We start from the raw sequence: 15,998 nt of genomic DNA, 5'->3' as shown, positions 1-15,998 counted from the left end.
CTTTCCAGCGTACGCTATCAGCGCCGCTCCCCCTGCTGGCGTCTCTATTGCGTCAGGTGCGACCTCGATGTTGACCGCGCCTCAACAGGGATCCCGTCCGGCAAAAGGAAGCTGACCACCGGTGGATGCGCGACGGCGGTGAGCACCACCACCGCGGTGCCACTGGAAGAGCTGCCGGTTCCCGGCGCCACGGCCAGCCGGTCGTGGCTGGAATAGGCGTCGGTGTCAGTCAGGTACAACCCGGCGACAGCCACCACGCGTTCGTCCACCAGGGACATGCCCGGCACGTCTCCGGTACCGATGTCTGCCACCATAAAGGAGTCGGCGGCGGCAAGCGCCGCACCATCTGCCAACGAGAGCAGCTTCTTGTGCTCTACGTACACCGTGGAGATGGCCATGACGACGCTCGCCAGGACCAGGGCCAACAGGATGAAGCCGATCGTCAAAACCGTGATTTGTCCTGCTTCGTGCGCTTTGCCCTCCTTGCACCAGCGAAGCCCTGGGGTGGGAGGCCCTCCGGGAGCACTCTCGGCGGCTTTGCCCATTGTTCCGGCTGTCAATGGAAACGCCGTGCTTTTTGGGTCGCTGACGCATGAAGCCGGGCGACATCGAGATGCAGCGCTTCGCCAAAGGGCGCCATGGGCAACGGAACGGTCAGTTGTATGGACACCGTGACGGCGGCACCGGAAGACAAGCAATACTGGCGATCGCACGAGACGTCCATGGTGACCGCACCAGGCGTGAATCCGTAGTCCCTCATCGCAAGGACGACGGCCTCCTCAGCCGCGGCGCGGGCAGCCCCGGCTTCACTTTGCGTTACGTAGGCCTTCGCCGCCTGGTCGGCTGCACCAACGACGGCAAACATGCCCCCTTGGATCTGGCCGATCGTCACCACGAAGTAGATCAGCGGCACCATGAGCAAGAGGCCAAGGAGAATGAACTCCACGGAGGCGCTTCCTCGTTGAGGTTCCCCGGGTTCAGCGGGCCACGGCATGCCCCGTCACTTTCAACGTACCTCCAGGACCAAGCAGTCCGACAAGGGGCATGGGGGCATCGACCCTCACCTCCAACGTGCGGATGCCCCCCACGTCAACAACCGCCGTCGAGATGTCCCCCGCGAACGCGGAGTTGAGGGCACCGGTGATCAGTTCGGCGGTCCTCGCCTCGGCATCAGCTGGCGTGCGGTCTGCCATGGCCCCGTATCTTGCACCGGAAGCGGCTGCATCAATCAGCGTATTGCGGACATGGAGTACCAGCATCAACTGGATGACGGAAACAAACAGGAGCGTCATAACCGAACCCACCAGGACGAAGTCCACCACTGCCGCTCCACGCTCATCGGAGCGACGGCGGGAACCGGGTCCCCGCACGGCAGGCCTTCCTCGACGGTGGACTCCCGCCCCGGCCGTCACGCAACCTTGCGGCATCAGTTGCCCACCTTGGACATCGCCTGGTTAAAGAGGTTTTCCAGGGCCGGCGACGCAATGGCGAGGAGACCGGCCACCAGGATCGCCGACATGAGGGTGATCATCACCCAACCGGGCACATCGCCCCGCTCCGATTCGTTCTTCGGGACGGTCGCCCGCAGGGCAACCGCCATCACCCCGGCTTTGAGCCTCGAAACGGACGTGGATGCTGCTGCGCGGGTCTCTGCGTGGTTGGCCATTCTGTCCCCAATTCGTCGTAGTTGCTAGCGAAAACCTGTCTGCCGCTCGTGGCGGGTGGTCCTTAGAAGCTCAAGTCCAAGGCCGTTATGGCCGGGAACGCGGCAAAGATCACGGTCAGCGGCAGGACCCCGAAGACAAGCGGAACCATCATTCCGATTTCCTTGCGGCCCGCTGATTCCATGAGTTCGCGTTTTGCAGCGTCCCTGACATCGGCCGCCTGCGCCCTGAGTACGTCCGCCAATGGCGTGCCGCGCTCAACCGCCACCACCAAACCATCCACGAACCTGACCAGTGGAGGCAGGTCCGTCCTGTCAGAAAGCCCTTGGAGTGCCTCGGCCAGCGGTTTGCCCGCACGGGTATCGGCCAACACCACGGCAAACTCGGCAGCCAGGGCGCCACGGGACGTGCGGCAGATCCTGTTCATCGCACCAACGGCGCTCTCCCCCGCGGCAACTGCGAGCGCCATGAGTTCGGCAAGGCTGGGAAACTGGGACAGCAAGGCCGCTTCGCGCCGCTTGATGGTTTGACCCAGCAGGTAGTCCCGAAGCAAGTAGCCGAGCAGCGCAGCCCCCGACACGAGGGCGAGGGCAACCACTGGGTTAAATCGGCCGGACGCGGCACCCGTGGCGACCCCGACCAGGGCTAGGACGAAGCCCGCAGCCGCCCACAGCAACTGTTCGGCCCTGAAATCCACCACCGATTTGGCCGACCCCGCCCGGGCCAGCCGCTTGGCCATGGCGGCCCCGCCGGGGTTGAAACGGCTGACGAAGGCCAGTCCATCGCGGACCACAGGGCGAAGAATCCATTCCAGGGGACCAAACGGGGTCACAGTGGCCGGTGCCGTCAACAACCTCGATTCGAGGTTCTGCGCTTTAAGCTGCGATTCCACCCTGTCCGAAAAAGTCAGGCGGCGCATGAAGGGCAATCGGGCAAAGACCAGCCATGCACCTGCTCCCAAGAGCAGGCCAAGGAGAAGTCCGGTGGTTGTGGAGGCGTTCATCCCAGGACCCTTTCGTCTTCGGGAAGGGCACCAATACGCAGCATGACGGTGTAGGAGACTGCCGAAACCACCAGCCCGCCCAACAGGACCAAGGCCCCCGTCGACGTGTTGTACGCCAGCATGGCTTCCGGCCTGCCGGCCATGACCACCAAAACGATCCACGGCGCGGCCACAGCGAGCCGCGCACCGTTGACAGTCCAGGACTGCCTTGCTTCCAGCTCGTTGCGGGTCCGCGCGCTTTCCCGCAGGAAGGCGGCGAGGGTTCCCAACATGCGGCCGAGATCTGATCCGCCAACCTCACGGGTCATGCGCAGCGCTTCGATGATGCGGTCTGCCACGGGATCCGCCAATCGTTCTTTCAAGTTGGTCAGTGACGGATCGAACCGGCCTCCGGATCTGTAATCGGACCCGAAGTCCCGGAACAGGTGACGCAGCTCTTCCGGGCCTTTGGACCCGAGCTGGACCAAGGCATCCGGGAGGGAAAGGCCGGCGCGAATGCCCGAACGCAAGTGGTCCACGACGTCCGGCCACAATTGCCGGAGCACTGCACGGCGCCTGCGCGCCCGCCTCCGAACAGTGGCAAACGGCAGCCACGCACCAAACACACAGAAGCAGGCGGAAACCGGCAGCGAACCCGTGACGGCGAAGAGGAGCAGGAACGCCACCAAACCGGCGCCGGCGCAGCAAAGCAGCAGCCCGGCGCTGGAGACCTTTTCGATTCCCGCGGAGCGCAGAAGAACTTCCAATCTCCGCGGACCTGCTTTTCGGCGCGGGCCCGCAGTGGATTCCCAGGTGGACCACCAGACCAGAAAAATCCCCACGCCACCCACGGCGCCCAATAGAGGACCCATCAGTTCAGTTCCAACAAAGCAGCGACATCGAAGCCCGAACGGGCGAACTTGTCGATGGCGGGCATCGAGTTGCCATTGGGCACCAGCTGGCCGTCCGCCATCTGGAACACCGGCGACGACTCGATGACCCCGTTCTCCACCCGGCGACCAAGGGCCAGAATTTCAGTAACCTGCCTCCGCCCGGTGGAATGGCGGCTGCAATGCACCACGAGGTCGATGCAGGAAGCGACAGTAGGGACCACAAAAGCGTTGGAAATGTTTGCTCCAGCCAAAAGCGGCAGTGTACAGATCTTGGTCACAGCATCGTGCGCAGAGTTGGCATGCACCGTGCACATGCCGGGAAGGCCCGAGTTCAAGGCAATCAGCATGTCCAGGCTTTCAGCTTCCCGGACTTCTCCCACCACCAGCCGGTCCGGCCGCATGCGGAGAGCCTCCTTGACCAGCCGCCTCATGGGTATCTCACCCTCCCCTTCCAGGTTCGGCTGCCGGCACTGCAGCCCCACCACATCCCTTAGCGGCAACTGCAGTTCGAAAATCTCTTCAACGGTGATCACGCGCTCCCGGGAACCGATGGCCGCGGCCAGGCAGTTCAAGAGCGTGGTCTTTCCTGCCTGGGTTGCCCCGGAGACCAGGATGTTGAGGCCGCTGGCCACCGCCGCGGACAGGAACCTCGCCGATTGTGGCGTCAGGCTTCCCAGCTCCACGAGATGGTCCAACTTGCTGGCCCGGGCAATGAACTTTCGAATGTTGACGGCCCAGTGCTTTCTGGTCACGTCCGGGATGGCGACGTGCAGGCGCGATCCGTCGGGCAAGGAAGCGTCCACAAACGGCGTGGACAAGTCCAAGCGGCGTCCGGAGGTCTTCAGCATGCGCTCCACGAGATCGCGGATCTGTTGGCCGTTCAAAGTGATGGCGGTTAGTTCCGACTCTCCGTTACGGGCCACGAAAACCTGGCTGGGTGCATTGATCCAGATTTCCTCTATGCCGGGATCGTCAAGCATCGCCTGCAGCGGGCCGAATCCAGCGACCGCATCGAAAACATGCCTGCGCGCATCCTCCAAGTGGCCGATCGGGGGCAATGACCCAAGGAGTGCCCGGTCGTCGTAGTCGCGAACGGCCGCATCGATCAGTTGCCGTACATCCGCCACCTCTTCCGCGGGATCAAGTCCGCGTCGCCTGATCAACTCGCGGACCTCTCCCTCGACGATCCGTAGTGCTTCCATCAATCCCCCAAATGACCCATTGACAAGTAAACGAGAGGCGCATCTCGAGTTATCCACGCTAAGCGTGCCTGGCATCCGTTCCAAGCAGTCTGGCGGCGCCTGTGGATAAGTCCGTCTCATTTACCTCTCAGGTAGCTCCAGCACCACTAGTCACTCCAGTTTCGAAGGTGTTAGGGTAATGCCCGTTAGGAGCTGGCCTTTGGTCTCATGCGCAGGCGCCCGCCCCGGAGCTTGTCAGCAAGCCATACACCATGCGCCGCTGAGCCGCGGCACAGGGCCGGAAATAGGGATATGACAAGCAACCCAGTACGGTCGATCCGCCGCCTGCCCATGGCCAAAGCGGGATTCGCCCTTTCACTTGCTCTCGTCGCCGGTACTTTGCTGGTGAACCCGGCGAGGGCGGACGATTCCGGGCCACGCCCGGTTCCGCCTTCCGTGACCGGGGAACAGGCAGCTCCGAAGGCGGAGTATCCGCCCGTCGGTTCGTCCCCGACCAAGCAACCACCGCAGTCGGTGAAGACGCCGGTGGGAAACACGCCGGCCGCGAATACCGCCGTCGAACCTTCAGCCGCTGAAAGTCCGGCGTCAGCCGAGCGCGCCAAGCCGGGCAATGCTCCGGACGCCGAGGCCATGAAGGCCGCCATGAGGGCGGCCATTCCGGCTGGCGGCGCCGAGATGGGCCAACGCTCTCCCCGTGTAGCCTCCACGAAACAAGAGGCCGGAACCGCGGGCCCCGCAGGGTCGCGCGGTGTTGGCAGCGTAGTCCCCATGGCCCCCGATCCGGGACACTGGCAACCCACCATCGGCGTCGCGGGCCAGGATGTCAGCGCCCACCAAGGCAACGTCGACTGGCAAAGCCAATGGAACCAAGGCTCCCGCTGGGCATACGTCAAGGCCTCGGAGGGGAACTACTACGTCAACGAAAACTACACGCAGCAATACAACGGTTCCCGCAACGTTGGCATGGTCCGCGGCGCCTACCACTTCGCCATCCCCAATTGGTCCTCGGGCGCTGACCAGGCGCGGTATTTCGTCGCGAACGGCGGCGGATGGACTGCCGACGGCTACACGCTGCCGCCGGTCCTGGATATCGAATACAACCCCTACGCCGGCCGGACCATCAACGGCTTCTACTTCGGCAATACGTGCTACGACATGTCCAAGGCCCAACTGGGACAGTGGGCTGCCGACTTCGGCAATACCGTCAAAGCCTTGACCGGTCGTTTCCCCGTCATCTACAGCACCACGGACTGGTGGAATACTTGCGTCGGCAATTCAACCTTCGGCAGTTACCCACTGTGGATCGCGTCCTACTGGTCCAACCCCACCAACTCCCCCGGCAACATGCCGGCGAGCTGGGGCAACTACACCATGTGGCAGTACAGCAGCACTGGTCCGTTCGAGGGTGACTCCAACATCTTCAACGGCAGCTACGACCAACTGCGGACGTTTGCCCGGGGCGTTTCCGACCCGTCGAATCCGTCCATAAAGTCCGGCGCCGATGTGCTCACCACAACTGCCTCGGGCAGGCTCGACAATTTCCCGGCGGACGGCAGCGGCAGGATCACAGGCCCCGTCACCATAGGTTCGGGCTGGTCCGGCGCAAAGGCGATCTACGTGGTCGACTGGAACCAGGACGGCGTCCAGGACATCCTTTCGCAATGGTCCGACGGCACCTTGAAAGTGTTCAGGGGCGCCCCGGGCGGAGGCTTCTACGCCCCCATCCAGGTGGGTTCCGGCTGGCAGGAAATGTCGCTGACCGTGGGTTGGTGGAACTTCAAGGACCCCTATCCCGGCGTGATCGGGCAGGACTACCTTGGCAACCTCTACCGCTACCCGAATTCCGGCGGCGGAGGACTTGGCGGCGGTGTGCGGATCGGAACCGGGTTCAGCGGGCACCAGCTGAACCAGATCGACTTCGACGGCGACGGCAACCAGGACATGGTCACGCGAACCGCGGACGGCACCCTCCGCCTCTACAGATCAAACGGTGTGGGCAGCTTCATCAACGAGCCAGCGAGGACCATCGGTACCGGTTGGTCCGGCATGAGCGCGGTCAGCTCCGCCATCAACTTCAGTGGTGCGGCGTCCCAAGGCCTCCAGGCCCGGGCAGCCAACGGCGACCTCTACTACTACCCCGCACAGTCCGGCTCCTGGGGCAACCGCAGCCTCATCGGCCTTGGCTGGAACGACGCCACACTCATCAGCGGGGCGCCCTTGGATGTGGAGAGCACACTGGGCATCGATGAGGAGGACATCCTGGCCGTCCGTCCGGATGCCAACCTTTACCGGTACCCCGGAACGGGAACAACTGCACTGCTTCCACAGGACCTCATCGGGACCGGTTGGGACGGATTGGAGGCAGGCTTCGTGACCGACTGGAACGGCGACGGCGCCCTGGACATCGTGGCGCAGTGGTCCGACGGACGGCTCAATGTCTACCCGGGCAGGAAAGGCAGTGGTTTCGGCGCACCGATTTCCCTTGGCAGCAACTGGAAGAACTGGACGTTGACGGTAGGCACGTGGAAAAAGGCGGATGCCAATCCGGCAATTGTCGGTTACGACGCGAACGGCCGGCTTTACTACTTCGCCAACCCCAGCGGCAAGACGGTCTCCACCGGGGTATCCATCGGCATGGGCTGGGCCGGCCTGGACATCGCGCAAGTCGATTTCGATAAGGATTCGAACGCCGATCTTATCGCCAAGACCTCTACCGGCGACCTCAAACTGTACCGAACCAACGGAACAGGCAATTTCATCGCCGAAACTCCGCGCGTCGTAGGCACGGGCTGGGACATTATCTCCAGTTTCGGCGCGATCCGCAGCTTTGCCGGCTCCGGAAGCAGCGGAATCATCGGCCGCACCACAAGCGGCGAGCTCCGCTATTACCCGATTGGTGCCAACAGCACCTGGGGCACACCGTCAAGGATCGGGTCGGGCTGGAACGGCCTGACGATCCTCGCCCCCGCCGCCAGGTAGCCACCGGCACCCGGCTATCAAGGGCCCGTCCACCTGAATTCCAGGGTGGACAGGCCCTTCTGCGATTGCCGCAAGGGACGGCGACCGGGCGCAATATTAATCCGGCCTGAACCGGACTAAATTGCAGGATCACATGTTCTAATGAAGGTGGTCTCACGTATTGGCTGTTCAGCGCATTCGGGAAACGGACTTTGTTTGGGGGCAAACGAAGATCAACCCGCAGCGCGCAATCAAGGAGTGATCTTTTATGGCGTTTAGAGTTGGAACTGCCATCGCTGACATTACGCCGTCCCTGAGCACCAATCCGTATATGGCTGGATATGGGACCACCGACGGCGGACGCGAGGCCACCAGCAGTTCGCCGTTCGAGCCCCTATACGCCCGGGCAATCCTCATCTGGGAAGATACCCACCCCCACATCATCATCAGCCTTGATGTGCTTGCCTTGCCGCGTGCCATGCACCAACGCATCAGGGATCGCATCCTGGATCTCGCGGACTGGTCCACCAGCGATATCCTCATCCAGGCAACGCACACCCACAATGGCCCGGCCTTGATAGACACGCTGCACCCCTTCATGGCCTACGGGCTTTCGGACCTGGGCTTGGTCCGGTCCTACAGCGCAGACCTTGAGGACACGATTGTGGACCTTGCACAGCAGGCCCTCGACGCCAACGAAACAGCTGTCACCTTCGACTACAAGGTCTCCACCCAGAATTTCTCGGCGAACCGCGTAGGCCTGCCATATACCGAGACGGCAGTACCCATCCTCGTGGCAAGGCGGGGTAATGGCACGCCGGCCGCCGTCATTTTCAGCTATGGCTGCCACCCCATCAGCGCCGGATTGCGCACGCTTTTCGATGGGGACTTCGCTGCTGGCGCCTGCAACTACATCGAAAACCGCAACCCGAATTGCTTCGCAATGTTCATCCAAGGCCCCGCTGGCGACCAGGACCCCGGTGGCGTCCGCAGTTGGGAATTGAGGGACCAGCACGGCGACGCCTTGGGCGCCACGGTAAACAACAACATGCAGTCCGCGGGACGTGCCCTGGGCAGCCCCATGGTCACCAGGTACCAGGAGGTCCAACTGCCGTTGGACATCACCCCGACCGCGGCAAACCTCGCGGCGGTGCGAGCCGCCTACGTCTCGCGCCTTCCAAATCCGAACGGGCAGCCGCAGTGGTATCAAAGGCACGCCCAGGTAATGATCGGCCGGATCGACAGCAACAGCTACGCAACATCCGTGCCTTCGCCCTTCCAGGTCTGGAAGTTCGGCGGGAGTCCCGAATTGAAGATCGCCATGATCGGCGGCGAGCTTGTCAGCGGATATGCGGCCTACTTCCGCAACAGGAACGGCGGCACCAACGGAATCATCGTAGGTGGATATGCCAACGAGTCCTGCTGCTATATTCCCAGCAATGAATTCTTTCCGCCATCAATGCCCCTCGGCAGCTACGAGGGCGGCTGGGAGCCTGATTATCCGGGAATTGCCGGCGGTTCGATGACCGTCTACGGCCATATTGCCCATTTCAAGGCGGGAACAAATGGGGTGGAAACCACGTTGATCAATGCCATGAATTCCCTCCTGGCATAGAATCCGACCAGCGGTAATAGCGCGGACCCCGAAAGGGTCCGCGCTATTGTTTGCGCAATGCACTTTATTGCTAGGACACGACGGCCGTCTTCAACCACCTCGTGAAAATGGCTGCCTGCGGCGCCAAAGGCGCGAGGGCCAAGGCCCCTTTCACCACCGGGACCCCATAGGCAGCCAATGCGGCCGCCAGGTTTCGCGGATCGGTCCGGGTGCAGGCACGGATGATCCGGAGGCACAGTTCGGACGCCTGTCCGCCCGGTGCACCAGCAGCCACGGCGGCATTGACCGCAGCCGTCTCTTCGGGTGTAAGGGCATGCGGTCCTGAGCCGACGTAGGCCACTTGGCAGTCTGTGATGTGCATGTACCGGGTCGAAGCCCAAACCTCCTCGAGACTTGAGAACTTGCCAATGAGGCTGCCGTCCGCGGCAAGGCATGTGAATTGGTACCTCACCAGGGGCTCGGGTTTTTCCCTGGCCACCTGGTCGTCTTTGGCGACGGCGGGCGCCACCTCAAGGGCGGAGGTTTGGGAAGTTTCTACTTTGGTTCCTGAGCAACCGGCCAGGGCAATTGTTGCCACACCAAGCTGAAGAACACTGCGCCTGCGCATGTCCACCGAGGGATCCCCACTTCATTCGGATGCTCCCCAGCTCCGCATGCATTGGTTATTCGCCCCACGCCGTTTCCGGCTGCGTCTTAGTACATCTTCCCCCAAATTCCGCATTTGTCACTAGTGAAGTTTTGGCCGGCCACCAGGTCCACGTTTTTACCGGCTTCTGCGGGTCCGCCGCTGGCCACGATACTTCCGCCCGCTGCCGACACCGACCACGTGCATGCGTCGGCGGATGCGGCCTGCTTGACCACTTGGTAGCTACCCGGTTCCATCTGGTCCCCCACCACGTGGCTGCCATCGCCCACGCGTGTCCCCTCGGCCCAGCCTGCAATGATCTTGCCCTGCGGGGCGTCGGGGCAATACTGGGCAGCGGCAACGAGGACCGCTTTGGCGGTTCCGGCGAATCCGTCGGGCCCCGTTTCATCACTGATCCGGGTGCACAGCCGCAGGATATCCAGCATGACGCCCAATCCCCCGTCATCGCCGGCCTGTGTGCCGGCAGCGGACACCGCCTCGGCTTCACGGGGTGTGGCCTGGAATGGCTGCTCGCCTTCGTAAGCGACTTCACAGGAACCCATCCGGGTGTAATTGGTTGCAGCCCAGACCTCCGCGAGGCTCGACAACTGGACTTCCGGGGAGGCGTCCAGGCTGGTGCAGCGGAAGGAGTACCGGCCAGGTTCGTCGTCACCAGGTCCGGCGTCGCCCGGGCCGGGTGGGTCGCTTAACGGGGCGGACGACGGCGAAGGGCCGGGCGCCGAGGTCACGGTGCCGCCCGTGGCGCCTGATGGGGTCGGGCTTCCGGAGGGCTGCGGCGACGGGGCTACGCATCCGCCCAGGAGCATCGCCAGGAACACGGCCAAAGGAATAATTCTGCGCATCGCTACCTCCACTTCAATCGTGCGTGGCGGGCAATCGGCGGTCAAGACGATGGCCTCGCTGCAGTGCTGGAGCAGTCCCGGGAAAGTCCACTAGTGACAAATGTGAAAATTGGGGGAAGATGTACTAAGACGCAGCCGGAAACGGCGTGGGGCGAATAACCAATGCATGCGGAGCTGGGGAGCATCCGAATGAAGTGGGGATCCCTCGGTGGACACGCGCAATCGCAGTGTTCTTCAGCTTGGTTTGGCATGCCTTGCCCTCTCCGGTCGCTCAAGAACCTCTCATCAAACCTCCCGGCATACCGTCTTGGGCGCCAAGAATGCGCCATTCCGTCGCCGCAAAGCCACAGCCGTCATCGCCACGGCAAGCCTTGCCACGGCCGCACTGACGGGAATGCTGGCGGCGGGACCCTCCGTCGCCGACCAGGCCCGCCAAACCGTAGCCGTTGGACTGACCAAGGCCGCCGGGGCCCTGGTGGACCCGAAAGGCCGGATCTGGGTTTCCGATTCCCGGGCAGGGTTTTGCCGTGTGACCGAGACATCCGGTGCCACCACCGGCGGCCTCGAAACCAGCACATGCCTCGGTGGAACCCTGGCCGGGCACAAGACCGGGCCGGCCCTTGCGGGCACCCCGGCCATCATTGATCCCACGCCCGGCAACCCCGGCAGCGGCGACGAAATTGCGTTCATTCCGGATGCCGCCGTCGGAAGCTCCGAGGTTTACCGAGCCGTGTGGAACGCGGGAACCAGCCTCTTCAACTACAAGAGCCAGTTGACCATCTTCGACGGCGACCTGCGCCCGAACGCCGTCAGCGACGGCCCCGACGGCAACATCTATTTGTCCTTTGCCAATGCCAGGTCGATCATCAAGATCGCCGATCCCACGGCCCTCCACCCCAGCATCGAGTCCATTGCCTCGGTCAGCTCCAGCGCTCTCGGAATCGCGGCGACGCACCGCAACAGCGCTGGCAACGTCGTGGTGTACGTCGCTGAAACTTCGGGCCTGACCGTCTTCACGGCACCGGACGACGGCGTTTTGACCAATTACGTTCCTACGGCGCTGTACAACGTCGGCAAGCCAACGGCGATCTACTACGACTGGCAGACACCACTGGTGCTGTACACCGGAACCGGCGGCGGAACCGGCATTGCTGACGCTGGCAAGGACACGATCTCCCGGATAGACCTCAGCAACGACTCAGTGGACAACCAGTGGGCACTTGGGTTCAGCAAGATCGGCGGAATCACCATGCGGGACGGCAAGGTCCTGGTCATGGACGATCCCGGTCAACTGGATCCAGCCAAGCCAAACGGACAGGGCCGGCTGCAGAGCCTCGGCGGCGTCGTCCCGTCAATCGTCAGCGGTCCGACGGCGGCAAACGGTTCCCAGGCGGCGAACCCCGCGTTCACCAACGATTCCACGCCCACATTCACTGTGGCGTCGACGCCTCCTGGCGGCGCCCTGGACTGCAGCCTGCAGCTGAGCACGGCTGCACCGGTCTGGACGAGTTGCACCAACGGAAGCTTCACTCCGGGGACGGCTTTGGCCGCCGGCGCCTACACCTTCTCTGTGAGGGCCGCACCATCCGGCGTTCCGGTTTCCCGTTCGTTCACCGTCGACCTGACGGCCCCGAATGCACCGGTGATTACCGCACCCGCCGCCGGGTCGACGGTCAACGGCTCCCCGGTTCTGGGGGTGACCTCGGATTCCGACTCCGTGCTCTCCTGCTCGATCGATTCCACCACTGCGTTTACGGCCTGCGCCAACGCGCAGACACTAGCCCTGGCCACGGCGGGTCAGCACGTGATCCGGGTCCGGGCTGCCGACATGGCCGGCAACGTCAGCACTGTCGCCTCGGTGACGGTGACGGCGGACCTGACCGCACCGCAGGTGAGCATCACATCACCTGCCGAGGGAGCAACAGTCGGCGTCTCGCCGTCGTTCGTCTTCACGTCGACCTCAAGCGACATCGCCGGCTACAGGTGCAAGCTCGGCAACAACGCCTTCACCGAATGCACGTCGCCCAAGGCTTACACCAACCTGGCGAATGGAACGGCGACGTTCACCGTCGAGGCCAGGGACGCAGCAGGAAATACGTCCACGGCCACCCGGACTGTCACGGTGTCCGCTCCGGACAACACGGCCCCGGTTGTTTCCGTCAACCCCGCTGGCGGCACGTACGGTCCCAACAAGACGGTCGCTTTGTCCGTCAACGAGGCCGCAACCATCTACTACACCACGGACGGAAGCACCCCCACTGTCTCCAGTTCCGTGTACACGGCACCCCTGCCACTGCAGTCCATGACGCTGAAGTACTTTGCCAAGGACACAGCCGGCAACTCTTCGGCCGTCGGCACACAGAGCTATGCAGTGGACAACACCCCGCCTGTTCTGACCGTGTCCCCCGCAGCCGGTGGCTACCCCTCGGGACAACTGGTGACAATGACCTCCAGCGAAGCCGGCAGCATCTTCTACACAACGGACGGCACCACGCCAGGTACTGCTGCCGCAGGCAGCACCAAGGCGTACTCGGCTCCCTTCGCTTTGACGGGTAACACCACTGTGAAGTCCCTTGCCGTGGATGCTTACGGCAACGCCTCGGCGGTCACCTCCACGGCCTATACGGTCCTGGACACAACGCCACCAGTTGTCACCGCCAATCCGGCCGCCGGCAGCTATCCAGCGAATCAGCAGATCACGCTGACGGCCAACGAGGCTGGGTCCAGCATCTACTTCACCACCAACGGGACCAACCCGACGGCCACGGCCGGCAACAAGTACTCCGCGCCCATCACGCTGACTGCGGCCCTGACGCTGAAGTACTTTGCCGTGGATCCAGCCAACAACAGTTCGGCAATCGTCACCCAGGCCTATACAGTGGCCGCCCCACCAGCCGCCACCTGGAAGGACTACACCGGCGATGCCAAGAACGATGTGATTGCCCGCGATAACGGTGGAACACTCTGGCTGTACCCGGGTAATGGAACGGGCGGCTGGTTGACCCAGAAGTCCCTCGGTACAGGGTGGAACTCGCTCACAGCGATCGTTCCCACCAAGGACTTCAACGGCGATGGCCGCAGCGACGTCCTGGCACGGGACACCAGCGGCGTCTTGTGGCTGTACCCCGGAAACGGTGCCGGCGGGCTCCAAACCCGTGTCCAGGCCGGTGCAGGATGGAACGGTATGACGCTCATCCTTGCACCGGGCGACTTCAGCGGCGACGGCAAGGCAGATGTCCTCGCCAGGGACTCCGCCGGCGCCCTCTGGCTTTACCGGGGCAACGGGACAGGCGGCTTCGGCACCGCGACGCAGGTAGGTACAGGCTGGAACGCCATGACGGCAATCGTCAGCACCGGCGACTTCAACGGGGACGGGAAGTCCGATGTGCTGGCCAGGGATACATCAGGAATCCTCTGGCTCTACCCGGGCAACGGCACAGGCGGTTGGCTCAGCCGGGTCCAGGTGGGCAGTGGCTGGTCTTCGATGACCGCCATCCTGGGACCGGGCGACTTCAATGGCGACGGGAAGAACGATGTCCTGGCCCGCGACGCCGGCGGAAACCTGTTCCTCTACCCCGGTAATGGAACATCCGGCTGGCTGCCCCGCAGCCAGGTCGGTTGGGGATGGGGAGGATTCACCTCGCTCCCCTGATCGGAAGCCACATAGGGCAGGACGGGGCTACCTGCCCTATGTTCAATAAGAAAACGGCCCGGACGCAGTCAAGCGTCCGGGCCGTTTTTTGATGTGTCAGGCACGTTCCTTCATGGGATGCATGGTTGGCCGGTCCGGGCTGGCCTGGATGTCCAGCTGGAGCGAGACCAGCAACATTTGGACGCCCAGCACAAAGGGCACCACAGCCAGCATCACCGACCCCGCCGTCGGCGATCCGACACTTGCAGCGAGCACCCAAGCGCCAACGCCGAGGCCCATGACGATCAGGACGAGTCCTGCGATCAGCAACAGGGCTACCGCCGAGAAGGACCACACCATGTACTTCCACCAGACGCGGCGCCAGAAGCCACCGAACAACATGGCCAGCAGCTCGGGAATGACCTTGCGCAGCTTGATGCTGGATACTTCGTTTCCGTAGACAGCCGGAATCGGAACGTCGACGATCGGCACATCGAGGATGTTCAGGTGGATCAGGAGGTCGTTCTCGAAGCTGTACCGGGCCGCGACCTTGTTCATCGGCAGTCGGCGAAGGACCTCTGTCCGGATGGCAGTGTAGCCGTTCTGGGGATCGAAGATGTGCCAGTAACCGGAGGCAAGCTTGGTCATGAAGGACAGCACGATATTGCCGAAAATCCGGTATCCGGGCATACCGGCGAAGGACTCTCCCGAGAAGAAGCGGTTTGCCTTGGCGAATCCGTAGCCATCCACCACGGGATCCAGCAACTGGGGTAGGTATTCCGGGTCCATCTGGGCGTCACCGGCCATGACCACGTTGATGTCGGCCCCGAGCTCCATGGCGGCCTTGTGTGCGGTCAGCACAGCGCCGCCGACCCCTTGGTTGACCTCGTGCCGGATGAGGGTGACCCTGCCGTCGTCGGCGCGCTTGGCGGCACCGGAGGTGTCGTCGGGGCTGCAGTCATCGACGATGACGATGTGGTCGACGAAATCGGGCATCGTCTGGATGACCTGCGCGATATGGTTCTCTTCTTTATAGGCCGGTACTACCGCGGCAATTCGAACGCCTCGATACATCGCTTATCCTTCGCTGCTCTTTGGTGTGAGGTTCTGTGGTGGCGCATCCGTGTCAGACACGCCATCGGTCTTGTGACCGGAATCTTTCGGGTGCTTCTTCTGTGGAAAGACCCAGTGCTTGTAAATGAAGTAGTTCCAGCCCATGGTCACGACGGTCGCCACCACTTTACCGGCAACGTAGCCCGCCCCAAGGAACTGGAAGAGTTCCACGATTCCCATGACTGCCAGGGTGTTGAAGGCCAGGAGCCCCGAGTAGCGAAGCACACCGCCAATGGCCGTGCCCCCGCCACCGAAAGCGAAATGCCTCTGCAGGAAGTAGTTGAAAAAGAAACTCCCCCAGAAGCCGGCGCCTGTCGCCAGCCACAACGGCCAGCCAAAGACTTGGAAACACAAAGCGAGGAGTCCCAGGTCAACCAGGAAACTCAAGCCGCCGATCAGGAGGAACCTGAAAAGGCTCGACGCCAGGAACTTAGCGATGAATGCCTTCATGG

Annotated in this window: 14 protein-coding genes; 3 read left to right on the top strand and 11 right to left on the bottom strand. The window is 63.0% G+C overall.

The features are described from left to right. Window positions 1-44: 44 nt before the first annotated feature. From ACFVSJ_RS08160 to ACFVSJ_RS08130, 7 genes are all read right to left on the bottom strand, one after another. The gene (locus ACFVSJ_RS08160) at window positions 45-560 is read right to left on the bottom strand and encodes a pilus assembly protein TadG-related protein (RefSeq protein ID WP_387435785.1); all 516 of its coding nucleotides are present in this window, start codon (window positions 558-560) and stop codon (window positions 45-47) included. Further along, on the bottom strand, window positions 557-946 hold the full coding sequence (locus tag ACFVSJ_RS08155) for a hypothetical protein (RefSeq protein ID WP_387435784.1): 390 nt from the start codon (window positions 944-946) through the stop codon (window positions 557-559). Before ACFVSJ_RS08155 ends, ACFVSJ_RS08160 begins: the two co-directional genes overlap by 4 nt. Window positions 947-977: 31 nt before the next feature. Next, window positions 978-1,370 (bottom strand): TadE/TadG family type IV pilus assembly protein, encoded by a 393-nt coding sequence (locus ACFVSJ_RS08150; RefSeq protein ID WP_387435783.1) that lies wholly within the window; start codon window positions 1,368-1,370, stop codon window positions 978-980. 56 nt (window positions 1,371-1,426) lie between these two features. Beyond that, a complete protein-coding gene (locus ACFVSJ_RS08145) occupies window positions 1,427-1,666 on the bottom strand; it encodes a hypothetical protein (RefSeq protein WP_387436182.1) in 240 nt (79 codons plus the stop codon). 62 nt (window positions 1,667-1,728) lie between these two features. Then, on the bottom strand, window positions 1,729-2,667 hold the full coding sequence (locus ACFVSJ_RS08140) for a type II secretion system F family protein (protein WP_387435782.1): 939 nt from the start codon (window positions 2,665-2,667) through the stop codon (window positions 1,729-1,731). After that, window positions 2,664-3,518 carry a type II secretion system F family protein gene (locus ACFVSJ_RS08135; RefSeq protein WP_387435781.1) on the bottom strand — a complete coding sequence of 285 codons (855 nt, stop codon included), beginning with the start codon at window positions 3,516-3,518 and terminating at the stop codon, window positions 2,664-2,666. Before ACFVSJ_RS08135 ends, ACFVSJ_RS08140 begins: the two co-directional genes overlap by 4 nt. Then, on the bottom strand, window positions 3,518-4,741 hold the full coding sequence (locus ACFVSJ_RS08130) for a CpaF family protein (RefSeq protein WP_387435780.1): 1,224 nt from the start codon (window positions 4,739-4,741) through the stop codon (window positions 3,518-3,520). The genes ACFVSJ_RS08135 and ACFVSJ_RS08130 overlap by 1 nt, the downstream gene beginning before the upstream one ends. Window positions 4,742-5,032: 291 nt before the next feature. Between ACFVSJ_RS08130 and ACFVSJ_RS08125 the strand changes: the two genes are divergently transcribed. Further along, window positions 5,033-7,720 carry a GH25 family lysozyme gene (locus ACFVSJ_RS08125; RefSeq protein WP_387435778.1) on the top strand — a complete coding sequence of 896 codons (2,688 nt, stop codon included), beginning with the start codon at window positions 5,033-5,035 and terminating at the stop codon, window positions 7,718-7,720. 247 nt (window positions 7,721-7,967) lie between these two features. After that, on the top strand, window positions 7,968-9,314 hold the full coding sequence (locus ACFVSJ_RS08120; RefSeq protein WP_387435776.1) for a neutral/alkaline non-lysosomal ceramidase N-terminal domain-containing protein: 1,347 nt from the start codon (window positions 7,968-7,970) through the stop codon (window positions 9,312-9,314). 70 nt (window positions 9,315-9,384) lie between these two features. Here ACFVSJ_RS08120 and ACFVSJ_RS08115 read toward each other — a convergent pair whose 3' ends face one another. Together ACFVSJ_RS08115 and ACFVSJ_RS08110 are read right to left on the bottom strand one after the other, a co-directional pair. Next, entirely contained in the window at window positions 9,385-9,891 is a 507-nt protein-coding gene (locus tag ACFVSJ_RS08115) for a hypothetical protein (protein WP_387435774.1), read from the bottom strand. A gap of 116 nt (window positions 9,892-10,007) precedes the next feature. After that, on the bottom strand, window positions 10,008-10,802 hold the full coding sequence (locus tag ACFVSJ_RS08110) for a hypothetical protein (protein ID WP_387435773.1): 795 nt from the start codon (window positions 10,800-10,802) through the stop codon (window positions 10,008-10,010). A gap of 307 nt (window positions 10,803-11,109) precedes the next feature. On the opposite strand from ACFVSJ_RS08110, the gene ACFVSJ_RS08105 reads away from it, so the two are divergent. Next, window positions 11,110-14,454, top strand: coding sequence for a chitobiase/beta-hexosaminidase C-terminal domain-containing protein (locus ACFVSJ_RS08105; protein WP_387435772.1), 3,345 nt, complete (start codon window positions 11,110-11,112; stop codon window positions 14,452-14,454). Window positions 14,455-14,550: 96 nt separating this feature from the next. On the opposite strand, the gene ACFVSJ_RS08100 is transcribed toward ACFVSJ_RS08105, so the two are convergent. Beyond that, on the bottom strand, window positions 14,551-15,507 hold the full coding sequence (locus tag ACFVSJ_RS08100) for a glycosyltransferase family 2 protein (protein ID WP_387435771.1): 957 nt from the start codon (window positions 15,505-15,507) through the stop codon (window positions 14,551-14,553). Window positions 15,508-15,510: 3 nt separating this feature from the next. Beyond that, window positions 15,511-15,996, bottom strand: a complete 486-nt coding sequence (locus tag ACFVSJ_RS08095) for a GtrA family protein (RefSeq protein ID WP_387435769.1) — start codon at window positions 15,994-15,996, stop codon at window positions 15,511-15,513. Window positions 15,997-15,998 lie beyond the last annotated feature (2 nt).

It is taken from the genome of Paenarthrobacter sp. NPDC058040, from assembly GCF_042885775.1.
GTDB lineage: Bacteria > Actinomycetota > Actinomycetes > Actinomycetales > Micrococcaceae > Arthrobacter.
Note: the sequence above shows the minus strand (reverse complement) of the source record. Positions and strands in the feature narration are given on the sequence as shown.

What these genes read in the sequence shown, in the direction of transcription:
- ACFVSJ_RS08145 (WP_387436182.1), bottom strand. Translation starts at nt 1,666, where the DNA reads ATGGCCAACCACGCAGAGACCCGCGCAGCAGCATCCACGTCCGTTTCG.
- ACFVSJ_RS08140 (WP_387435782.1), bottom strand. Translation starts at nt 2,667, where the DNA reads ATGAACGCCTCCACAACCACCGGACTTCTCCTTGGCCTGCTCTTGGGA.
- ACFVSJ_RS08135 (WP_387435781.1), bottom strand. Translation starts at nt 3,518, where the DNA reads ATGGGTCCTCTATTGGGCGCCGTGGGTGGCGTGGGGATTTTTCTGGTC.
- ACFVSJ_RS08130 (WP_387435780.1), bottom strand. Translation starts at nt 4,741, where the DNA reads ATGGAAGCACTACGGATCGTCGAGGGAGAGGTCCGCGAGTTGATCAGG.
- ACFVSJ_RS08125 (WP_387435778.1), top strand. Translation starts at nt 5,033, where the DNA reads ATGACAAGCAACCCAGTACGGTCGATCCGCCGCCTGCCCATGGCCAAA.
- ACFVSJ_RS08120 (WP_387435776.1), top strand. Translation starts at nt 7,968, where the DNA reads ATGGCGTTTAGAGTTGGAACTGCCATCGCTGACATTACGCCGTCCCTG.
- ACFVSJ_RS08110 (WP_387435773.1), bottom strand. Translation starts at nt 10,802, where the DNA reads ATGCGCAGAATTATTCCTTTGGCCGTGTTCCTGGCGATGCTCCTGGGC.
- ACFVSJ_RS08100 (WP_387435771.1), bottom strand. Translation starts at nt 15,507, where the DNA reads ATGTATCGAGGCGTTCGAATTGCCGCGGTAGTACCGGCCTATAAAGAA.
- ACFVSJ_RS08095 (WP_387435769.1), bottom strand. Translation starts at nt 15,996, where the DNA reads ATGAAGGCATTCATCGCTAAGTTCCTGGCGTCGAGCCTTTTCAGGTTC.